The organism is Saccharothrix sp. DSM 118769 (genome assembly GCF_052936295.1).
Genome location: NZ_CP193627.1, coordinates 6,610,206 through 6,627,879, shown reverse-complemented (window position 1 = coordinate 6,627,879; position 17,674 = coordinate 6,610,206). Strand labels below are relative to the sequence as shown.

Here is a 17,674-nt window from a genome sequence, read left to right as displayed (position 1 = left end):
GTTGCCCCGCTGGGTCTCGCGGGTCGTCGACACGTTCCCGCCCGAGGGAGGCCCGGGAACTGCCGTTCGGCCGCGCTCCGCCGGGCCGGGCGACCGCGCTCCGCTGGGCCGGGCGACCGCGCGCACCCCGCCGGCCGGCCCGGCGCGGCACCGGAAAAGGTGTGAGGGCCCCGACCGCGGTCGGGGCCCTCACGTCGTCGCGCACCTGTTCAGGCGGTCCCGTCGAGCCGCTGGTTGAAGAACCACTCGTGGCCCTCCACGTCCACCACCTTGAACACCCGCATGCCCTGCGGGGTGTTGGTGGGCGGGAACGCGACCTCGCCGCCCGCGCCGGTCACCCGCTCGTGCAACGCGTCGGCGTCCGCCACGTCGACCGAGACCATGGCGTTGACCGCGCCGCTGTTGCGCGGGTTGCGGTACTCGCCGCCCGGCCCCGCCAGGTAGACGGGGTCGCCGAGCGGCGTGCTCATCTCGGCGTGGAAGACGGTGCCGTCCTCGTGCGCGTAGCGCTTGTCCTCGGTGAAGCCGAACGTGGTGCTGAGCCAGTCCAGCGCGGCGGCGGCGTTCTCGTACTTCAGGTAAGGGATCGCAGGCATGGGCAGAGGGTGGCACCCGGTGGTGGCGCGGTGATGCCCAGAATTGAACACCCCCGACCGGACACCCGGTCGAACCGCCGGGTCAGCCGCCGACGACGAACTCCAGCGTCACCGCGGGACGGCCGTCGTAGCGCTGACCGTTGGCCTCGAACAGCCGCGTCAGCGGGGTCCGCACGTCGGTCGCGCCCAACGCGTCCAGGTACGCCCGGTGCGCCTCCAACGACGCCACGGCCAGGTCCACCGACCCGCTCACGTCCACCGCGTGCGTGGGCCGCGGCGAGGCCAGCACCGCCACGTGGCGCACGCCCGTCCACGGCTCGCCCGCGTCGGGGAAGATCCAGCGGTTGCCCGCGTCGGCCACGGCGTCGAGCAGCGCGCGGCCCACGGCGCGGTGGTCGGCGCTGTTCCACCGGTTCGTGAACGTCTCGTCGCGGTGGTTGTAGCCCACCACCAGCTCGGGCCGGAAGCGGCGGACCTCGGCGGCCAGGTCGCGGCGCAGCGCCACCCCCTCCTCGATCACCCCGTCGCGGTGGCCCTCCAGGAACACCACCTCCTTCACCCCCACCAGGTCCGCGCTGGTGCGCTGCTCCCGCTCGCGCACCGCCGCCGACTCGGCCGGGTCCAGGCCGTCGATGCCCGCCTCACCCCGGGTCACCAGGACGTAGGCCACCTCCTTGCCCGCGGCGGTCCACGCCGCCACGGCGCCCGCGCCGGAGAACTCGATGTCGTCCGGGTGGGCCACCACGCACAGCACGCGGGTGAAGTCCTCCGGCACGTCCTTCAATCGCTCGCTCATGCCCCGCACGATCGCAGGCGACCGCGACGCGTGTCTGTGCCGAACTGCGCATCACAGGTCGGACCGGATGCCTACTTCTGAGCAGTCGCCCACGCGCACCGGCCGTTAGCGTGCCGCCGACGGTCGCCGAGCGCGACCCTGTCCTGGACCAGGAGGTGCGATGTCCATGTCGGACGGTCGTGGTTTTAACCGGCGGGCCCTGTTGCGGGGGTTCGCGGGTGTGTCGCTCGCCGCGACGGTGCCGGGCGCTCTCGCGGCGTGCGGCGGGTCCGGCGCCGGACCGCTCGCGCAGAGCACCGCGCCCTCGGTCGAACCGAAGCGCGGCGGCCGGATGCGCGCGGCGTTCATCGGCGGCAGCAACGAGACCGCCAACATCCTCAAGTCCACCAACACGCCGATCGACTACGTCCGCACGCGCGTCGTGTACGACGTGCTGGTCGACATCGACGCCGACGGCAAGCCGACGTTCGTGCTGGCCGAGGAGATCGCGCCCAACGCCGACGGCACCCAGTGGACGATCAGGCTGCGCGAGGGCATCACGTTCCACGACGGGCGCACCATGACGTCCGAGGACGTGCTGCACACGCTGCGCACCTACGTGGACCAGAAGTCCAACACCGCGCCGCTGCTCATGGACATCGACCTGGCCAACGCCAAGCGCCAGGACGACCGCACCCTGGTGCTGCCCATGCTGCGCCCGCACGGCTTCCTCGACCTGGCCCTGACCCAGGGCGTGTTCGTGTTCTCCAAGGACACCACGGACTTCACCAAGGCGATCGGCTCCGGCCCGTTCACCGTCGACCGGCTGGAGCCGGGCAAGGGCAGCCTGCTCAAGCGCAACCCGAACTACTGGCGGCCCGAGGGCGGCCCGTACCTCGACGAGCTGGAGCTGCTGTCCATCGCCGACCCGGAGGCGCGGCTCAACGCCCTCAAGTCCGGGCAGCTCGACTACGCCGCGAGCATCCCGCTCACCTCGGCCCGCGTGGAGCGCGACAACGCCGACGTGAAGCTGTTCGTGCCGCCCAAGTGGGAGTGGGCGAACTTCGGCGCGTCCATGAAGCGCAACAAGGAGCCGTTCACCGACCCGCGCGTCACGCAGGCCCTGCGGTACGCGGTCGACCGGCAGAAGATGGTCGACAACGTCACCCTCGGCTTCGGCGAGCTGGGCAACGACCTGTTCGGCAAGCACCTGCCGTTCTACGCGGAGGAACTGCCGCAGCGCGAGTACGACCCGGAGCGCGCCAAGAAGCTGCTCAAGGACGCCGGCATGTCGGACCTGAAGCTGAAGATCCGCACCAGCGACTACGAGTACGGCCTCACCGAGGGCGCGGTCGCGTTCGCCGAGCACGCCAAGGCCGCCGGCATCACCATCGAGCTGGACAAGGTGCCCGCCGCGGACTTCCTCGCCGACTACAAGGTGTTCGTCGGCGCGCAGTTCCAGTCGGCCAACCGCAAGCCCCGGCCGCTGCCGCTGGACGTGCTGTTCTTCTACGGCTCCGACGCGCTGCTGCCGTTCACCGGCCTGGCGGGGGAGAAGGTCGACAAGCTCGCCGCCGCCGTGCGCACCGCGGTCAGCGAGGAGCAGCGCCGCACCTCGATGGGCGACCTCCAGCAGCTGCTCAGCGAGGAGGGCGGCGACCTGGTGTGGGCCCGCGCCCCGATCGTCTCGGCCGGCACCCCGAAGGTCAACGGCGTGAAGTCGTTGGGCTACCCCGGGTTCCCCAGCTTCCGAGACGCCTTCCTGGCATGACCGCGGAGGTGGCGGTGCGGCGGGCCGGGGGGTTGCCCCGGCTCGTCGCCTTCCGGCTGGTGGCCGGGTTCGGGGTGCTGCTGGCGGTGTCGGCGATCGTGTTCCTCGCGACCGAGCTCGCACCCGGCGACGCCGCCACCGCCGCGCTCGGCCCCGACTCCGACCCTGCCTCGGTGGTCGCGATGCGCACCGAGCTGGGGCTCGACCGCCCGGCGGTGGTGCGCTACTTCGACTGGCTGTGGAGCGCGGCGGGCGGCGACTTCGGCGTCTCCTACGTCAGCCACCGCCCGGTCTCCGACGTGATCGCGGAACGGGCGGGCAACACCGCACTGCTCGGCGGGCTGGCGGTCGTGCTGCTGGTGCCGCTGGCGATCGGCCTCGGCGTGTGGTCCGCGCTGCGCGCCGGCCGCACCGCCGACCGCGTCATCTCGGGCACCACGCTGGGCCTGGTGTCGGTGCCGGAGTTCGTCATCGGCACCGTGCTGGTGGTCGTGTTCGCCGTGCAGCTGGGCGTGCTGCCCGCCGTGTCGTTCGTGCCGCCGGGGCAGCAGCCGCTGGACTCGCCGGAGATCCTCGTGCTGCCGGTCGTCACGCTGCTCGCCGTCTGCCTGGCCCACAACGTGCGGCTGGTGCGGGCGGGCGTGCGCGAGGTGTCCACCGGGGACGCGGCGGAGAACGCCCGGCTCAACGGCGTTCCCGAGCACCGGGTCGTGCTGCGCTACGTGCTGCCCTCGGCGCTGCCGCCGGCCCTGCCGATCTTCTGCCGCTACGCCGGGTTCCTGCTCGGCGGCGCGCTGATCGCCGAGACCATGTTCGGCTACCCCGGCCTCGCCTCGGCCCTGGTCACCGCCTCGGCCGGCCGCGACGTGCCGGTGGTGCAGGCCGTCGCGCTGGCCGCGGCGGCGGTGACCGTGCTGCTCAACCTCGTCGGCGACGTGCTCGCCGTCCTGCTCGACCCGAAACGGGGGGTGACCCGGTGACGTCCGAGGCGCGGCGGGGTGCGAGGGTGCCGTGGGGCCTCGTCGTGCCCCTGGGCCTGGTGCTGCTGGTGGCGGTGCTCGGCCCGTTCCTGGCCCCGCACGCGCCCGACGAGTCGGTGTCGTTCCCGTTCGCCCCCTCGGCGCCCGGGCACCCGCTGGGCACCGACTACCTGGGCGCCGACGTGCTGAGCAGGCTGCTGCACGGCGGCCGGACCCTGGTGCTCGTCGCGCTGGCCGTGCTGGTGGTCACCTACTCGGTCGCCACGGCGGCCGGGATGCTCGCCGCGCACCGGGGCGGCTGGGTGGACCACACCGTCATGCGGACCGCGGACGTGCTGATGGGCCTGCCCGCGATCGTGCTGCTCACCGTCATCGTCACCGGCGTCGGCCGGGGCACGGGCGGCGCGGCGGTGGCGATCACCGTCGTCCTGCTGCCCGACATCGTGCGCGTGGTGCGCACCGCGACCGCCGGCGCGCTGTCCCGCGACTACGTCGAGGTGGCCGCGGCGCGCGGCGAGCCCGGCCGGTCGGTGCTCGTGCGCGAGGTGCTGCCCAACCTGGGTCCCGTGCTGGCCGCCGACCTCGGTGTGCGGTTCGTCGCCGCGGTGTACGCGGTGGCCACCGCGAGCTTCCTCGGGCTCGGCGTGCAGCCGCCCACCGCCGACTGGGCGTTGATGATCTTCGAGAACCGCGGCGGCCTGGCGTTGCAGCCGCTCGCCGTGCTGGCCCCGGTGGCCGCGCTGGTCGTGCTGCTGAGCCTGTCCAGCGCCCTGGCCGACCGCCTGGCCGTCGACCGCTCGCCGCGCCGCGCCCCCCGCCGCGCGCGGGTGGTCCGCGCCGTCGCCGACGACCCCCGGCCCGCGGTCGCCGCCGAGGTGGTGGGGCTGCGCATCGCCGTGGCGGGCACCGACCGCACCGTCGTGGACGGCGTGGACCTGGCCGTGCGGCCGGGCGAGGTGCTGGGCCTGGTCGGCGCGTCCGGCAGCGGCAAGACCACCATCGCCCTGGCCCTGCTCGGCCACCTGCGCCCCGGGCTCGTCCACGTCGGGGGCGTCACCCGCGTCGCCGGGCACGACCTGGGCGCGCGGTCCGGCCGTGCCCTGCGCCTGCTGCGCGCCCGGCACGCCGCCTACGTCGCCCAGGACCCGCGCACCGCGCTGCCGTCCCACCTGCGGGTGCGCGCCCAGCTGGCCGAGGTGCTGCGGGCCAGGGGCGTCGCCCGCGCCGAGGTCGACGCGCTGTCCAGGGCGGCCCTGCGCCGGGCGAACCTGCCGGACGACGACGAGTTCCTCGACCGCCGGCCGCACCAGATGTCCGGCGGCCAGCTCCAGCGCCTCGCGCTGGCCATCGCGCTGACCCACCGGCCCGCGGTCGTCGTCCTGGACGAGCCGACCAGCGCCCTGGACGCGGACAACGCCGACCGCCTGCTCGCCGAGTTCGTGGAGCTGTGCCGGGTCTCCGGCGCCGCCGCCGTGCTCGTGTCCCACGACCTGCCCGCGCTGGCCACCGCCGCCGACCGGCTCGCCGTGGTCGACGGCGGCCGGGTCGTCGAGGTGGGGCCGGCGGAGCGCGTGCTGACCGCGCCGACGCACCCCGGCACCAGGCAGCTCGTGGTCGCCGCCGACACCCCGGTGCGCCGGGAGCCCCCCGAGGACGCCCCGGACCTGCTCGTCGTCTCCGGCGTCACCGTCCGCCGGCGCGGCGTGGGGGTCGTGCTGGACCGGGCGTCGCTGCGGGCGCCCGCCGGCGGCGGCGTGTGCCTGGTCGGGCCCTCCGGGTGCGGCAAGACCACCCTGCTGCGCGTCGTCGCGGGCCTGATGGCGCCCGCCGAGGGGAGTGTCCTGCTCGACGGCGTGCCGCTGGCCCCGCTGGTGGCCGGCCGCGACGCCGAGCAGCTCCGCCGCGTCCAGCTGGTCCCGCAGAACCCCTACGACTCGCTCAACCCGCGGCACACCGTGCGCCGCATCGTCGCCCGGCCGCTGGAGCAGTTCGACCTGTGCGGCGACGACGAGGAGGTCACCGACGAGGTGGTCGGGCTGTTGCGCCGGGTCGGCCTCACCGAGCGGCACGCCGACTCCCTGCCCGCCGCGCTGTCCGGTGGCGAGCGCCAGCGGGTCGCCATCGCCCGCGCCCTGGCCGCCGACCCGGACGTGCTGCTGTGCGACGAGGTCACCAGCGCCCTGGACCGCGCGGTCGCCGCGAGCGTGGTCGACCTGCTCTCCGAGCTGCGCGAGGAGCGCGGGCTCACCCTGCTCGTGGTCACCCACGACCCGGCGGTGGTGCGCCGGGTCGGCGGCGAGGTGCACGAGATGGTGGACGGCAGGCCCGTACCGCGACCCCGCCCCGCCATGGCCTGAACCGTCGCGCCGAGCCCGGACCACCCCGAGCCCGGACCACCCCGGGCGCGGCGGCTCAGACCGGCGCGGACACCTGGTAGTAGCTGATCAGGTCGCCCTCCACGAGCACGCCCAGCTGCACCCGCAGCGTCGGCCGGTCGACGAAGGAGAACGCCACGTCCAGGTAGCCGAGCACCAGGTCGTCGGCCAGTTGGCGGGTTTCGAGGACCTCGTAGTCCGCCTTCAGCCCGAGCGGCTGGGAGCCGTAGTACTCGGCCACCGCCGCGCGGCCCACGCCGTGGGGGCGCAGGCCCCGGAAGATCGCGTCGGTGGTGAAGGTCGCGGCCACGCGCTCGGGGTCGTGCGCGTCCACGGCGTCCTTCCACCGGTCCATGACGTCCCGCAGCACCTGTTCGCCCACGTCAGTGCCCCGCGCTCTGGCCGCCGTCGACGTGCAGGACCTCGCCCGTGACGAACCCGGCCTGCTCCAGGAAGGTGATCGCCTCGACGACCTCGTCGACCTCGCCCAGGCGGCCGACCGGGTGCAGCGCGGCGAGGGCGTCGTGCGCCTCCGGCGCGTGCATCGGCGTGCGGATGACGCCGAGCGCGAGGGCGTTGACCCGCACGCCCCGGGACGCGTACTCGATCGCCAGCGACCTGGTCACGGCGTTCAGGCCGCCCTTGGTCAGCGACGCGAGCGCCGAGGGGAACGCGGACAGCGCGTGGTCGACCAGGCTGGTGGACACGTTGACCACGTGGCCGCCGCCGCCCCGGGCGAGCATCGCCGCCACGGCGCTGCGGGAGATGTCGAAGAAACTCCGCAGGTTGGTGCCCACGACGGTGGCGAAGTCCTCGTCGGTGTAGTCGGTGAACGGCTTGGCGACGAACACGCCCGCGTTGTTCACCAGCGTGTCGACCCGGCCGAACCGCGCGAGCGCCTCCTCGACGACGCGGGCGCCGTTCCCGGGCCGCGACAGGTCGGCGCGCACGGCCAGCACCTCCGGGTCGTCGGGGGCGTCGATCGTGCGGGACACCGCCACGACGGAGTAGCCGAGCTTGCGGTAGGCCGGGACCAGGGCCGCGCCGATGCCCTGGGACGCGCCCGTGATGACGGCGACCTTCTGGGTGTCCATGTCGGAGTACCCGCTTTCCGGTGAGGAGTGGTGGAACCCGCTCCTCGATCGTGCGCGCGGGCGGGTCCGCGTGCCACGACCTGTTTCCTCCTCCGCGGGAGGCTCAGCCTCCCGGTGCCCGGTGGGGATCGTCCGCGGGCAGCCACACGCCCTCCCGGCGCAGGCCGAGGTCGCCCACGTCACGGGTGAGGGCGTCGGCGGCGGCCAGCACGGTGGCGCGGACCTCGTCGTCGCGGCGGACGAGCGACCACGTCCACACCACCTCCGGGTCGACCACCGGCCGCTGGACGAGGTCCGGTGGCAGCGGCGCGGTCTGGCCCTTGGGCGAGTTGAGCACCGGCGTGGCGCACGCCCGCACGTGGTCGAAGAACGCGGGCCCGGTGACGGCGCCGTTGTGGATGCGCACCACGCGGGCGCCGGTGTCGCGCGCGAACTCCTCGGCGAAGGCGTTCCACGACGACCACGACGTGACGTCGTCGTCCACCAGCACCGCGGTGTCCGCCGCTCGCACCGGGCCGCTGTCCGCGCCGCTCGACACGGCGTAGAGCCGGTCCGCGCCGAGCAGCCGGGCCGTCAGCCCCCGGCGGGCGAGGTCGGCGGTCCGCACCCAGCACACGGCCAGGTCGAGGCTGCCGTCGGCGACGCGCGCCGCCTGCGCGTGCGACGGCACGACCCACGTGTCCACGTACAGCTGCGCGACCCCGGACGTGCGAGAGGACAGGTCCGGGGGCAGCCAGTTGACGTAGCCGACGCGTACCGGGTCGGCCCCGGCCAGCCGCTGCGCCCGGCGACGCAGCGCGTCGGCCGAGTCGAGCAGCGCGCGCACGTCCGGGAGCAGCGCGGCGCCGGCCGCGGTGAGGGCGACCGCCCGGTGGTCGCGGGCGAACAGCGGCACGCCCAGGTCGCGTTCGAGCGCCTTGATCTGCTGCGACAGCGACGGCCCCGCGATCAGCAACCGGGCCGCCGCCCGGCCGAAGTGCAGCTCCTCGGCGACGGCGACGAAGTACCGGAGTCGGCGCAGTTCCACGACGCCCATCCTAGGAGGCGGGCCCTCCCGCGCCGGGGCCCGCGACGGGCCGGCCCTCCCGCGCCGGGGGTTCGCGCCGGGCGGGTCAGCCCTCCACGACGACCGCGTGGCCCTTGGCGTCGGGCTGGGCGAACCGGGCCAGCCGCTCGGCCTCCGCCTCCAGCGCCTTGCGGTCCTTCGCGGACAGCGCCTCCAGCGGGCGCAGCGACACGGTGGCGACCCGCCGCTTGACCTCGATCGCCCACGTGCCCGCCACCAGGCCGTCGACCAGGAAGGTCGGTTTGATCTGGAGGTTGGACTTGGCGTAGACGACGTCCTTGTGCGCGGTGGGCAGGATGCGCTCGCGGTGCGCGCCCTGGTACGCCAGCAGGGTGCTGTCGAACGCGGGCAGCAGCTTCACCGGCGCGGGGGTGCCCGCGTCCGGCCTGGGCGCGTCCGGCAGGTCGTGCAGCACGCGGCGGCCGTCCTCGGAGAACGTGACCAGGTCGTCCATCGCGGCCAGGGCGTCGCGCACCGCGGGGGTGCGGTGGCCGATCCAGGTGGCGACGTCGTCCGCGGCGGCGGGGCCGAACGCGCGCAGGTGCGCCCGGATGACCGCCCCCAGGGCGGCGTCGGCGTCCTCGTCGGCCGGGGGAGCGGCGCGCAGCGCCTCGGGGGCCTTCGCGCCCCACGTGCCGTCGGCCGGCGCGCGGACGAACGCGGGCACACCCCGGAAGGGACGCCACTTGTACTGCCGCTGGAACGCGATCTCCTCGTCGGTGGTGGCGTCCGGGTGGCGTTCCAGGAACGCCTCGATGAACGCGCACACCTCGTCGACGGTGCGGGCCCGCTCGGCGGTGTGCTCGCGCAGCTCGGCCAGCAGCCGGTCCATCAGCGGCGCCGGCCCCTTGGTCTTGCGCCGCCAGTCGGCCGCGCCGGTGAGGGCGGTGACCGCCGCGTACGCCGGGTACTGCTCGGCGGCCACCACGTGCAGCGTGCCGCGCAGCAGGGTCGACAGCAGCAGCTCGCCGCGCTCCGCCGCCGCGGTGACCGCGTCCGGGGCCAGGTCGGCGGTCCGGGTCCACAGCGCGACCGGGACCGCCGGCCAGCTCTGCGCCTGCACCGCCCCCACGCGCGCGAGGACTCCCGGGACCGAGTCGTCGATCGGTTCCAGGAGTCCTTGGCGAGCCAGCAGGGCGCGGTTGAGCTCTCGGGTCGTGATGCCGGCCGCGGTCACGTGTCCTTGCCTCCACAGTGCGGGTCGTGTCCCGGGTACGGTAACCCGTCCCGCCGTGCCGGGGGCGGTCAGGAGCCGACCGCGCCCGCCTGCGCCGTGGCCTTCGCCGAGCTCAACCGCTCGTCGCGCAGCGCCAGCTCCGCGCGCCGCGCCCGCCGCCTGCGGAGCAGGTTGCGGGTGGACACGTACAGGCCGCCGCCGTCGAGCAGCACCGCCACCAGCACGATCGTGGCGAAGTCGAACGAGTTGATCCGGCTGTCCTGGCCGGTCGCGAACAGGAACGCCTGCGACAGGTAGCCGATCAGCACCGGCAGGGTGATCGCGAACAGCGAGGCGATCGTGACGCCGCGGCCCAGCAGGTACACCGCCGAGTACCAGCGCACCGACTTCATCTCGCGCGGGCTCAGGTCGGACAGGTCCTCGCGCTTGGGGGAGCGCCACAGCCTGCGCAGGCCGTTGAGCATCCACTTCTCGGTGTCCTTGATCAGGTTGCGGGTCCCGATCGCGGTGGTGATCACGTAGTAGAAGTCGGTGTGCATGAAGAAGAAGCACTGCCACAGCAGGCGGCCGAAGTAGGTCCACAGCGCCGCGGCGGTGAGCCACTGGATCTCCTGCGGAACCGACAGCGCGCCGGTCTCCATCAGCTTGAGCAGGATGATCGCGATCGAGCCGAACACGCCGTCCACGATGGGGCCGGACAGGAACGCGACGTAGCGCTCCTTCTTGGACGCCAGCCAGATGCCGCTCATGTCGGTCTCGGCGACCAGGATGTAGAGCCGGCTGCCGATGCCGATGCGCGCGGGCACGCCGGCGGCGCGGGCCGCCACGAGGTGCGCGACCTCGTGGATGTAGATGCCCAGCACCATGATCGCCATGGTCGACCAGGTGAGCAGCGCGAAGTGCTCGGGGAACAGCAGGACCGTGGCGCCGGGGATGATGCCCGGGTTCAGGATCGCGATGAGCACGCCGGTGGCGATGACCAGGCCGGAGAGCACGAGGACGGGCGTCGAGAAGATCCGCCGCGCCGTCTTCTGGCTGATCCACTCCATGTGGCTCTTCCAGCGCAGGCCCGGTGCCGGGTCGCCGGCCGGTGCGGCGGCGCCCGAGGCCGCGGTGGCGGTGCCGGCCGCGGCGGTGGCGGTGACCGTGCCGCCCGCCTCGCCGTCCACCGTGACGAAGCCCTCGGCGACCATCGCGTCGATGAAGTCGTCGAGGTCGGCGGTCTCGCCGTGCTTGGCCTCGTAGCGGCGGCTCGCCTCCGCGGGCGTGCAGCCCTCGGCGAACCACTCCAGCACGTCGAGCCCCTCCAGGGGGATGCTCAGGAAGACCTGTCGGTCGACGTCGCCGATGACCGCGGAGTCGGCCTCGCGCCGATGCGAGTACGGCAGCACGGTGATCACCGAGTCGGGGGGATAGCCGGGCATCGGTGCGGTCCTTTCTCTCCCGTGGGAAACCGGTGGGCCGGCGCACGCGCGCCGACCCACCGGCTGGTCATTCCGTTGCTGCCGGGTGTCGTCAGGCGACGACGACCGAGCAGGAGGTCGCGGCGCTGGTCTTGACGGTCTCCAGGCGGCGGACGACGAGCTTCTTCATGTGTGGTCACCTCCCCTCGCTCTGTGCTGTGGGGGAATCGTGCTCCGGACCGCCCGGTCCGGTCTGCGCAACGTTGAGCACTCCTCGGCAACGGACTTCGTTGTCCCGCAACGACTTCCGCCAGTCGGTGCGACGGCTTCCGGTGTGCGCGCCGACCAGCACGACGACCAGCGCGACGGGTGTCCCCGTCGCGCTGGTCGTCCGCTCCACCGCCCGCCCGCTAGCGGCGCGCCACCTCGTCGGCCACGAGGCGCGCCACGGTGTCCCGCAGCCCGTCGCGCGCCGCCACCGCCGGCCGCCACCCGGTGACGGCGGTGAACGCGGCGGCGTCGAACTCCACGCTCTCCAGGTCGGCCGGGTCGACCTCGCCCGGCGGCGGCACCGAGCGCACCGGCACGGCCGGTCGGCCGGTCAGCTCGGCCACGAGCGCCGCGACCTCCCCGAACACCTCGCCGAGGGGTGCGCTGCGGCCGGTGCCGATGACCCAGTGCCGGCCCGCCAGGCGGTCGACGTGCCGCAGCGCCAGCCGGAACGCCTCCGCCGCGTCCGCGACGTGCAGCAGGTCCCGCCGCACCGTCCCGTCGTGCCACATGGTGATCGGCTCGCCCGCCAGCGCCCGCCGCGCCATCGCCGACACCACGCCCCGGTCCACCGCACCGGTGCCGGGCACGTGGCCGTAGGTGGTGGGCAGCCGCAGCGAGACCGCCCGCAGCGCGCCCCGGGCGGTCGCCGCCGTCAGCGCCCGTTCGGCGGCCAGCTTCTGCCGGCCGTACGGGGTGCGCGGCCGGTCGGGCTCCGTGCCGTCGACGCGCACCCGGTCGGTGTCCCCGAGCTGGCTCTTGGTCCCGGCGTAGAGCACCACCGGCGGCGCGCCGCCCCGCGCGGACAGGACGTCCACCAGGTCGAGCACCAGCCCGGTGTTGACCCGCTCGGCCCCGGTGTCGCCGTCGGCGACCCGCCAGGAACCGGAACCGGACCGGTAGGCCAGCGCGTACACCACCACGTCCGCGTCGCCCACCGCCTCCGCCAGCGCGCCCGGCGCCGCCAGGTCCGCCACCACGGCCTCGAACCCGGTCGCGCCCGGCGGCGGCGGTGTCGGCCGGGTGGCGACCGCGCGCACGGCCAGGCCGTCGCGGGCCAGCGCGTGCAGCACGGCCGAGCCGATGAACCCGGTGCCGCCCAGGACGACGGCCCGCGCGCTCACGCGGTCAGCTCCCGCTCCAGCCGCAGGCAGTCCTCGTAGCGGGGCAGCAGGCCCGCCGCCCCGGCCTCGGCGAGGGTCGGCGCGACGGAGTCCCGGTCGGAGAGCAGCGGCTCCAGCCCGTCGGGCAGCTCCAGGCCCAGTGCGGGGTCCAGCGGGTGCACGGCCAGTTCGTGCTCCGCCACGTACGCCGACGACACCAGGTACGCCATCACCGTGTCGTCCTCCAGCGCCACGAACGCGTGCCCCAGCCCCACCGGGAAGTACACGGCGCGGAAGTCCACCGGGTCGACGCGGACCACGTCCCACCGCCCGAACGTGGGCGAGCCGACCCGCAGGTCCACCACGAAGTCCAGGGCCGCGCCGCGCGGGCAGTACACGTACTTGGCGCAGCCGGGCGGGGTCGTCGTGAAGTGCACGCCCCGCACGACACCCGCCCGCGACCGGCTGTGGTTGGTCTGCGCCGGCGTGAACAGCCGGTGGCCGGTGGCCTCGGTGAACGCGCCCTCCTGGAAGGGGGAGGTGAACAGCCCCCGCTCGTCGGGGAAGGTGGTCGGGGTGAACTCGAACGCGCCGTCGACGGCGAGCCCGCGTGCTTTCACGAAACGCTCCTATCAGGACAGTCCGGCCAGGACGGCGCGCACCGCGTCGATGACCCGGTCCTGCACGTCCGGCGCCAGCCCGGCGTACATGGGCAGCGAGAAGATCTCGCCGGCGAGCCGCTCGGTCACCGGCAGGGAACCGCGCGGGTAGCCCAGGTGCTCGAAACCGCTCATGGTGTGCACGGGCCACGGGTAGCTGACGTTGAGGTGCACGTCGTGCGCCTTGAGCGCCTCCAGGACGTCGTCCCGGCGCGGGTGGCGGACCACGTACAGGTAGTAGACGTGGTCGTTGCCGTCGGCCACGGCGGGCAGCACCAGGTCGGTGTCGGCGAGCCCTTCGGCGTAGCGGCGGGCTACCTCCCGCCGGGCCGCCAGGTAGCCGTCGAGGCGCCGCAGCTTGCGGCGCAGGATCTCCGCCTGCACCTCGTCCAGCCTGCTGTTGTGCCCCGGTGTCTCCACCACGTAGTACTTCTCGGCCATGCCGTAGTAGCGCAACCGCCGCATCCGGGCGTCGACGCCGTCGTCGGAGGTGACCACCGCGCCGCCGTCCCCGTAGGCGCCCAGCACCTTGGTCGGGTAGAACGAGAACGCCGCCGCGTCGCCGGACGTGCCGGCGATCCGCCCGTGCCGCCGCGCGCCGTGGGACTGCGCGCAGTCCTCCAGCACCGCCAGCCCGTGCCGCCGCGCCAGCTCGGTCAACGGTTCCACGTCCACGCACTGGCCGTACAGGTGCACCGGCAGCAGGCAGCGCGTGCGCTCGGTGATCGCCCCCGCCACCTGCCCGGTGTCCATCAGGTAGGTGTCCGGGTCGACGTCGACGAACCGCGGCACCGCGCCGACCGCGTCGATCGCCACCACCGTGGGCGCGGCCGTGTTCGACACCGTCACGACCTCGTCGCCGGGACCGACGCCCAGTGCCCGCAGCGCCAGCACCAGCGCGTTCGTCCCGTTGTCCACGCCCGTGCAGTGGGCCGCCCCGTGGTACGCGGCGAACTCCCGCTCGAACCCCGCCACGCTCGGCCCGAGCACCAGTCGGCCGGACGAGAACACGGTCTCGACCGCGTCCATGATGTCCGAGCGCTCGTTCTCCCACTCGTCCAGGTAATCCCACACCAGGGTCGCCATCGCCACGCCTCCCGGTCCGGCAACGCCCCGGGACGCCCCGGGGCCCGCAGAGTGTGCACCGCGGCGACCCGGCCGTGACGGTCAATTCTGAGCAGCGCGCACCGACCGCCCTGCCCGCACAATGCGGTGCCCGCCCCCGAGACGGGGCCGAGCACGAACGGAGGTGCGCCATGACCGCCCACGTCACCGGGTCGTCCGCGGGGTCGGACATCAGCGCGAGGCTGTTGCGCTCGGCCCGCCGCGCGGACAGCCCGCTCACCCCCAACGCGGAGGTCGACGCGTGGCTGGAGCGGCAGCGCGCCGAGTGCGCCGCGGTGGTCCACCGCGTCCCGTTCGCGGACGTGCGGGGCTGGCGCTTCGCCGAGGACACCGGCAACCTCCGGCACGACAGCGGCAAGTTCTTCAGCGTCGAGGGCGTCAAGGTCACCACGGACGACGGCACCTGGGTGCAGCCGATCATCGTCCAGCCGGAGATCGGCGTCCTGGGCCTGCTGGTCAAGGAGTTCGACGGCGTCCTGCACTTCCTGATGCAGGCCAAGTTCGAACCGGGCAACGTCACCGTGGTCCAGCTCTCGCCGACCGTGCAGGCCACCCGCAGCAACTACACCGGCGTGCACCGGGGCGCGTCGATCCCGCACCTGGAGCACTTCCTGCGCGACTGGTCGTCCGGCGTGCTCGTCGACGTGCTCCAGTCCGAGCAGAACGCGTGGTTCCTGCACAAGCGCAACCGCAACATGGTGGTGGAGACGACCGAGCCGGTCGAGCACGACGACCGGTTCCGGTGGCTCACGCTCGGCCAGGTGTGGCGGCTGCTGCACCGCGACGACGTGGTCAACATGGACGCCCGCACGGTGCTGTCCTGCCTGCCCCCGGTGGTCACCGCGGCCCGACCGGACGGGACGGGGCGCGACGGGGCCGGAGCCGACGGGGCCGGGTTCGACGAGGTGGAGACGGACGACTTCGGCGCCGCGGTCCTGGCGTCCTTCCGGGACCACGACCGCGACCCGCGCGGCGCGGGGGAGGTGCTGAGCTGGTTGACGGACCAGCGCTCGCGCCGCGAGTTCCTCCAGGAGCGCGTCCCGCTCAACCGGGGCGCGAACCACGGCTGGCGGCGCGGCCCGGACCGCATCGAGCACGACAGCGGCCGGTTCTTCACGGTGGTGGGCGTGGACGTGCGCACCGGGGCGCGCGAGGTCGCCTCGTGGTGCCAGCCGCTGATCGCCCCCGTGGGCAGCGGCCTGCTGGCCCTGCTGGTGCGCCGCACCCGCGGCCCGGTCGAGGTGCTGGTGCAGGCCAAGCTGGACGCGGGTTCCCTCAACGGGGTCGAGCTGGCCGCCTCGGTGCACTGCACGCCCGACAACTACCGGGGCCTGCCGCCCGAGCGGTCGCCGCTGTTCCTCGACGCGGTCCTCGGCGCCGACCCCGGCGCGATCCGCTACGACGTGATGCAGTCCGAGGAGGGCGGCCGGTTCCTCGACGCCAGCAACCGGTACGTCGTCGTGGAGGTCGGCGAGGACTTCCCGTCCGCGCTGCCGGACTCCTACCGCTGGCTGTCCCTGGGTCGGCTGTGCGCGCTGCTCGCCCACAGCAACTACCTCACCGTGGAGCTGCGCAGCCTGGTGGCCTGCGTGCAGACGCTGCCGCACCGCGACCTCGCGGCCCCCGCCGGCGGCGGGCGGTGATCCCCCGGGAGGTCACCCGGCCGCCGGCGGGGGGCGGGCGGTGGCCCTGGGTGGGGCCGCTCGTCGGCGTCGCGGTCCTGGTGGGCGCCCTCGTGCTCCTCGGGCCCCGGGTGGGGCACGGCTTCACCACCGCGGCCCGCTTCCTGGTCGCCGTCGGCGTGGTCCTCGCCGCGAGCCACCTCCTCGGCCTGCTGTTCGCGCGCCTGGGCCAGCCGCCGGTGGTCGGCGAGATCACCGGCGGGCTCCTGGTCGGTCCCTCGGCGCTGGGCGCGGTGTGGCCGCGGGGGCAGCAGGCGCTGTTCACGCCCGAGGTCACCGACGGCCTCGCCCTGGCCGCCCAGCTGGGCGTGGTGACGTTCATGTTCCTGCTCGGGGCCGAGCTGCGGCTCGAACGCGTCACCGGCAGCGAACGGGTCGTCGGCCTGGTCGTGGTCGGTTCGATCGCGGTGCCGTTCGCGACCGGCGCGCTGCTGGCGTGGCTGTGGCGGGACGCGTTCCTGCCGCCCGGCACGCCGCTGCTGCCGTACGTCCTCTTCCTCGGCATCGCCCTGTCGATCACGGCGCTGCCGGTGCTGGCCCGCATCCTGGTGGACTCGGGCATCCAGTCCACGGGTGTCGGCACGGTGGCGATCGCGTGCGCCGCCATCGGCGACGCGGTGGCCTGGTCGGCGCTCGCCGTGGTGCTCGCGCTGACCGACGGCGGCGGCATGGGCGCGGTGCCCGCCAAGGCGGCGATGGCGGTCGCCCTGGTCGTCGCCACCGCGCTGTGCGCGCGGCCCGGCCTGGCGGCCCTGGACCGCGCGCTGCGGGGACGGCCGCGCCCCGAGGCGGTCATGCTGCCGGCGCTCGTGGTCGGCGCGGTCGCCTGGTCCGCGCTGAGCGAGGTGGTCGGCCTGCACCCGGTCATCGGGGCGTTCCTCTTCGGCCTGGCCGTGCCCCGCGACAGCGCCCTGGTGACGCGGGTGGGGGAGCAGCTCCAGGGCTTCGCGGTCGCGGTCCTGCTCCCGCTGTTCTTCGCCGGCATCGGCCTCAAGACCGCGTTCGGCCTGTTCGGCGGCGACCTCGTGATGTGGGCGGCCCTGCTGGTGCTGCTCCTGGCGGCCATCGGCTCGAAGGTCGTCGGCGCGGCGGGCGGCGCCCTGGCCGCGGGCCTGCCGAGGCACGAGGCCCTGACCCTGGGGGCGCTGATGAACTGCCGGGGCGTGACGGAACTGGTGGTGGTCTCCACCGGCCTCCAGCACGGCCTGGTCAACGAGGCGGCGTTCACCGTCCTGGTGCTGGTGGCGCTCCTGACGACGGCGGCCACCGGTCCCCTCGTCCGCAACCGCGTGCCACGTCCCGAGGAGGTGCCGACGTGACCACCCCCTTCGACGGCGACGGCCCGTTCCTGGTGCTGGTCAACGACCGCGGCGAGCACAGCCTGTGGCCGACCGCGGTCCCCGTGCCCGACGGGTGGCGGACCGTGCTGGGGCCCGCGACGCGGGCCGCGTGCGCCGCGTACGTGGACGAGCACTGGACCGCGCTGAAACGCTGATCCACCGCCCGCGCGGCTGTTACCGCTCGGTAAGGTCACTGTCCACCCCCCGAAGGCAGCGGGGCTGTTCGGCGGTGCGGTAACTCGCGCGAACGGGGCCGGG

At 74.4% G+C, this 17,674-nt stretch carries 16 protein-coding genes; 6 read left to right on the top strand and 10 right to left on the bottom strand.

The genetic code is table 11. From position 1 onward, the window contains the following. Nucleotides 1-209: 209 nt before the first annotated feature. Nucleotides 210-596 carry a VOC family protein gene (locus tag ACRAKJ_RS27685; RefSeq protein ID WP_438926478.1) on the bottom strand — a complete coding sequence of 129 codons (387 nt, stop codon included), beginning with the start codon at nucleotides 594-596 and terminating at the stop codon, nucleotides 210-212. A gap of 82 nt (nucleotides 597-678) precedes the next feature. Continuing rightward, nucleotides 679-1,392: a PIG-L family deacetylase gene (locus ACRAKJ_RS27680; protein WP_438926479.1), complete on the bottom strand. Its 714-nt coding sequence runs from the start codon at nucleotides 1,390-1,392 to the stop codon at nucleotides 679-681. A 166-nt stretch (nucleotides 1,393-1,558) separates the two neighbouring features. On the opposite strand from ACRAKJ_RS27680, the gene ACRAKJ_RS27675 reads away from it, so the two are divergent. Genes ACRAKJ_RS27675 through ACRAKJ_RS27665 form a run of 3 tightly spaced genes read left to right on the top strand, consistent with a single transcriptional unit; the run spans nucleotide 1,559 to nucleotide 6,479 of the window. Beyond that, nucleotides 1,559-3,142, top strand: coding sequence for an ABC transporter substrate-binding protein (locus ACRAKJ_RS27675; RefSeq protein ID WP_447008723.1), 1,584 nt, complete (start codon nucleotides 1,559-1,561; stop codon nucleotides 3,140-3,142). Then, entirely contained in the window at nucleotides 3,139-4,122 is a 984-nt protein-coding gene (locus tag ACRAKJ_RS27670; protein WP_438926481.1) for an ABC transporter permease subunit, read from the top strand. The genes ACRAKJ_RS27675 and ACRAKJ_RS27670 overlap by 4 nt, the downstream gene beginning before the upstream one ends. Next, nucleotides 4,119-6,479, top strand: coding sequence for an ATP-binding cassette domain-containing protein (locus ACRAKJ_RS27665; RefSeq protein WP_438926482.1), 2,361 nt, complete (start codon nucleotides 4,119-4,121; stop codon nucleotides 6,477-6,479). Before ACRAKJ_RS27670 ends, ACRAKJ_RS27665 begins: the two co-directional genes overlap by 4 nt. 55 nt (nucleotides 6,480-6,534) lie before the next feature. On the opposite strand, the gene ACRAKJ_RS27660 is transcribed toward ACRAKJ_RS27665, so the two are convergent. From ACRAKJ_RS27660 to ACRAKJ_RS27625, 8 genes are all read right to left on the bottom strand, one after another. Then, a complete protein-coding gene (locus ACRAKJ_RS27660; protein WP_438926483.1) occupies nucleotides 6,535-6,879 on the bottom strand; it encodes a hypothetical protein in 345 nt (114 codons plus the stop codon). Nucleotide 6,880: 1 nt separating this feature from the next. Further along, nucleotides 6,881-7,591 (bottom strand): SDR family oxidoreductase, encoded by a 711-nt coding sequence (locus ACRAKJ_RS27655; protein ID WP_438926484.1) that lies wholly within the window; start codon nucleotides 7,589-7,591, stop codon nucleotides 6,881-6,883. A 103-nt stretch (nucleotides 7,592-7,694) separates the two neighbouring features. Then, nucleotides 7,695-8,618 carry a LysR family transcriptional regulator gene (locus ACRAKJ_RS27650; RefSeq protein WP_438926485.1) on the bottom strand — a complete coding sequence of 308 codons (924 nt, stop codon included), beginning with the start codon at nucleotides 8,616-8,618 and terminating at the stop codon, nucleotides 7,695-7,697. Between the two features lie 85 nt (nucleotides 8,619-8,703). Continuing rightward, nucleotides 8,704-9,834, bottom strand: coding sequence for a DNA glycosylase AlkZ-like family protein (locus ACRAKJ_RS27645; RefSeq protein ID WP_438926486.1), 1,131 nt, complete (start codon nucleotides 9,832-9,834; stop codon nucleotides 8,704-8,706). A gap of 68 nt (nucleotides 9,835-9,902) precedes the next feature. Beyond that, nucleotides 9,903-11,258 (bottom strand): hypothetical protein, encoded by a 1,356-nt coding sequence (locus ACRAKJ_RS27640; RefSeq protein ID WP_438926487.1) that lies wholly within the window; start codon nucleotides 11,256-11,258, stop codon nucleotides 9,903-9,905. A 389-nt stretch (nucleotides 11,259-11,647) separates the two neighbouring features. Continuing rightward, a complete protein-coding gene (locus ACRAKJ_RS27635) occupies nucleotides 11,648-12,631 on the bottom strand; it encodes an NAD-dependent epimerase/dehydratase family protein (RefSeq protein WP_447008722.1) in 984 nt (327 codons plus the stop codon). Then, nucleotides 12,628-13,230 (bottom strand): dTDP-4-dehydrorhamnose 3,5-epimerase family protein, encoded by a 603-nt coding sequence (locus ACRAKJ_RS27630; RefSeq protein ID WP_438925346.1) that lies wholly within the window; start codon nucleotides 13,228-13,230, stop codon nucleotides 12,628-12,630. Before ACRAKJ_RS27630 ends, ACRAKJ_RS27635 begins: the two co-directional genes overlap by 4 nt. A 12-nt stretch (nucleotides 13,231-13,242) precedes the next feature. Further along, the gene (locus ACRAKJ_RS27625) at nucleotides 13,243-14,355 is read right to left on the bottom strand and encodes a DegT/DnrJ/EryC1/StrS family aminotransferase (protein WP_438925345.1); all 1,113 of its coding nucleotides are present in this window, start codon (nucleotides 14,353-14,355) and stop codon (nucleotides 13,243-13,245) included. A gap of 170 nt (nucleotides 14,356-14,525) precedes the next feature. Between ACRAKJ_RS27625 and ACRAKJ_RS27620 the strand changes: the two genes are divergently transcribed. Genes ACRAKJ_RS27620 through ACRAKJ_RS27610 form a run of 3 tightly spaced genes read left to right on the top strand, consistent with a single transcriptional unit; the run spans nucleotide 14,526 to nucleotide 17,571 of the window. After that, on the top strand, nucleotides 14,526-16,037 hold the full coding sequence (locus ACRAKJ_RS27620) for an NDP-hexose 2,3-dehydratase family protein (RefSeq protein ID WP_438925344.1): 1,512 nt from the start codon (nucleotides 14,526-14,528) through the stop codon (nucleotides 16,035-16,037). A gap of 50 nt (nucleotides 16,038-16,087) precedes the next feature. Continuing rightward, a complete protein-coding gene (locus ACRAKJ_RS27615; protein WP_438925343.1) occupies nucleotides 16,088-17,395 on the top strand; it encodes a cation:proton antiporter domain-containing protein in 1,308 nt (435 codons plus the stop codon). Then, complete coding sequence (locus tag ACRAKJ_RS27610; protein WP_438925342.1) at nucleotides 17,392-17,571, top strand: MbtH family protein; 180 nt, start codon at nucleotides 17,392-17,394, stop codon at nucleotides 17,569-17,571. Before ACRAKJ_RS27615 ends, ACRAKJ_RS27610 begins: the two co-directional genes overlap by 4 nt. Nucleotides 17,572-17,674: the final 103 nt, after the last annotated feature.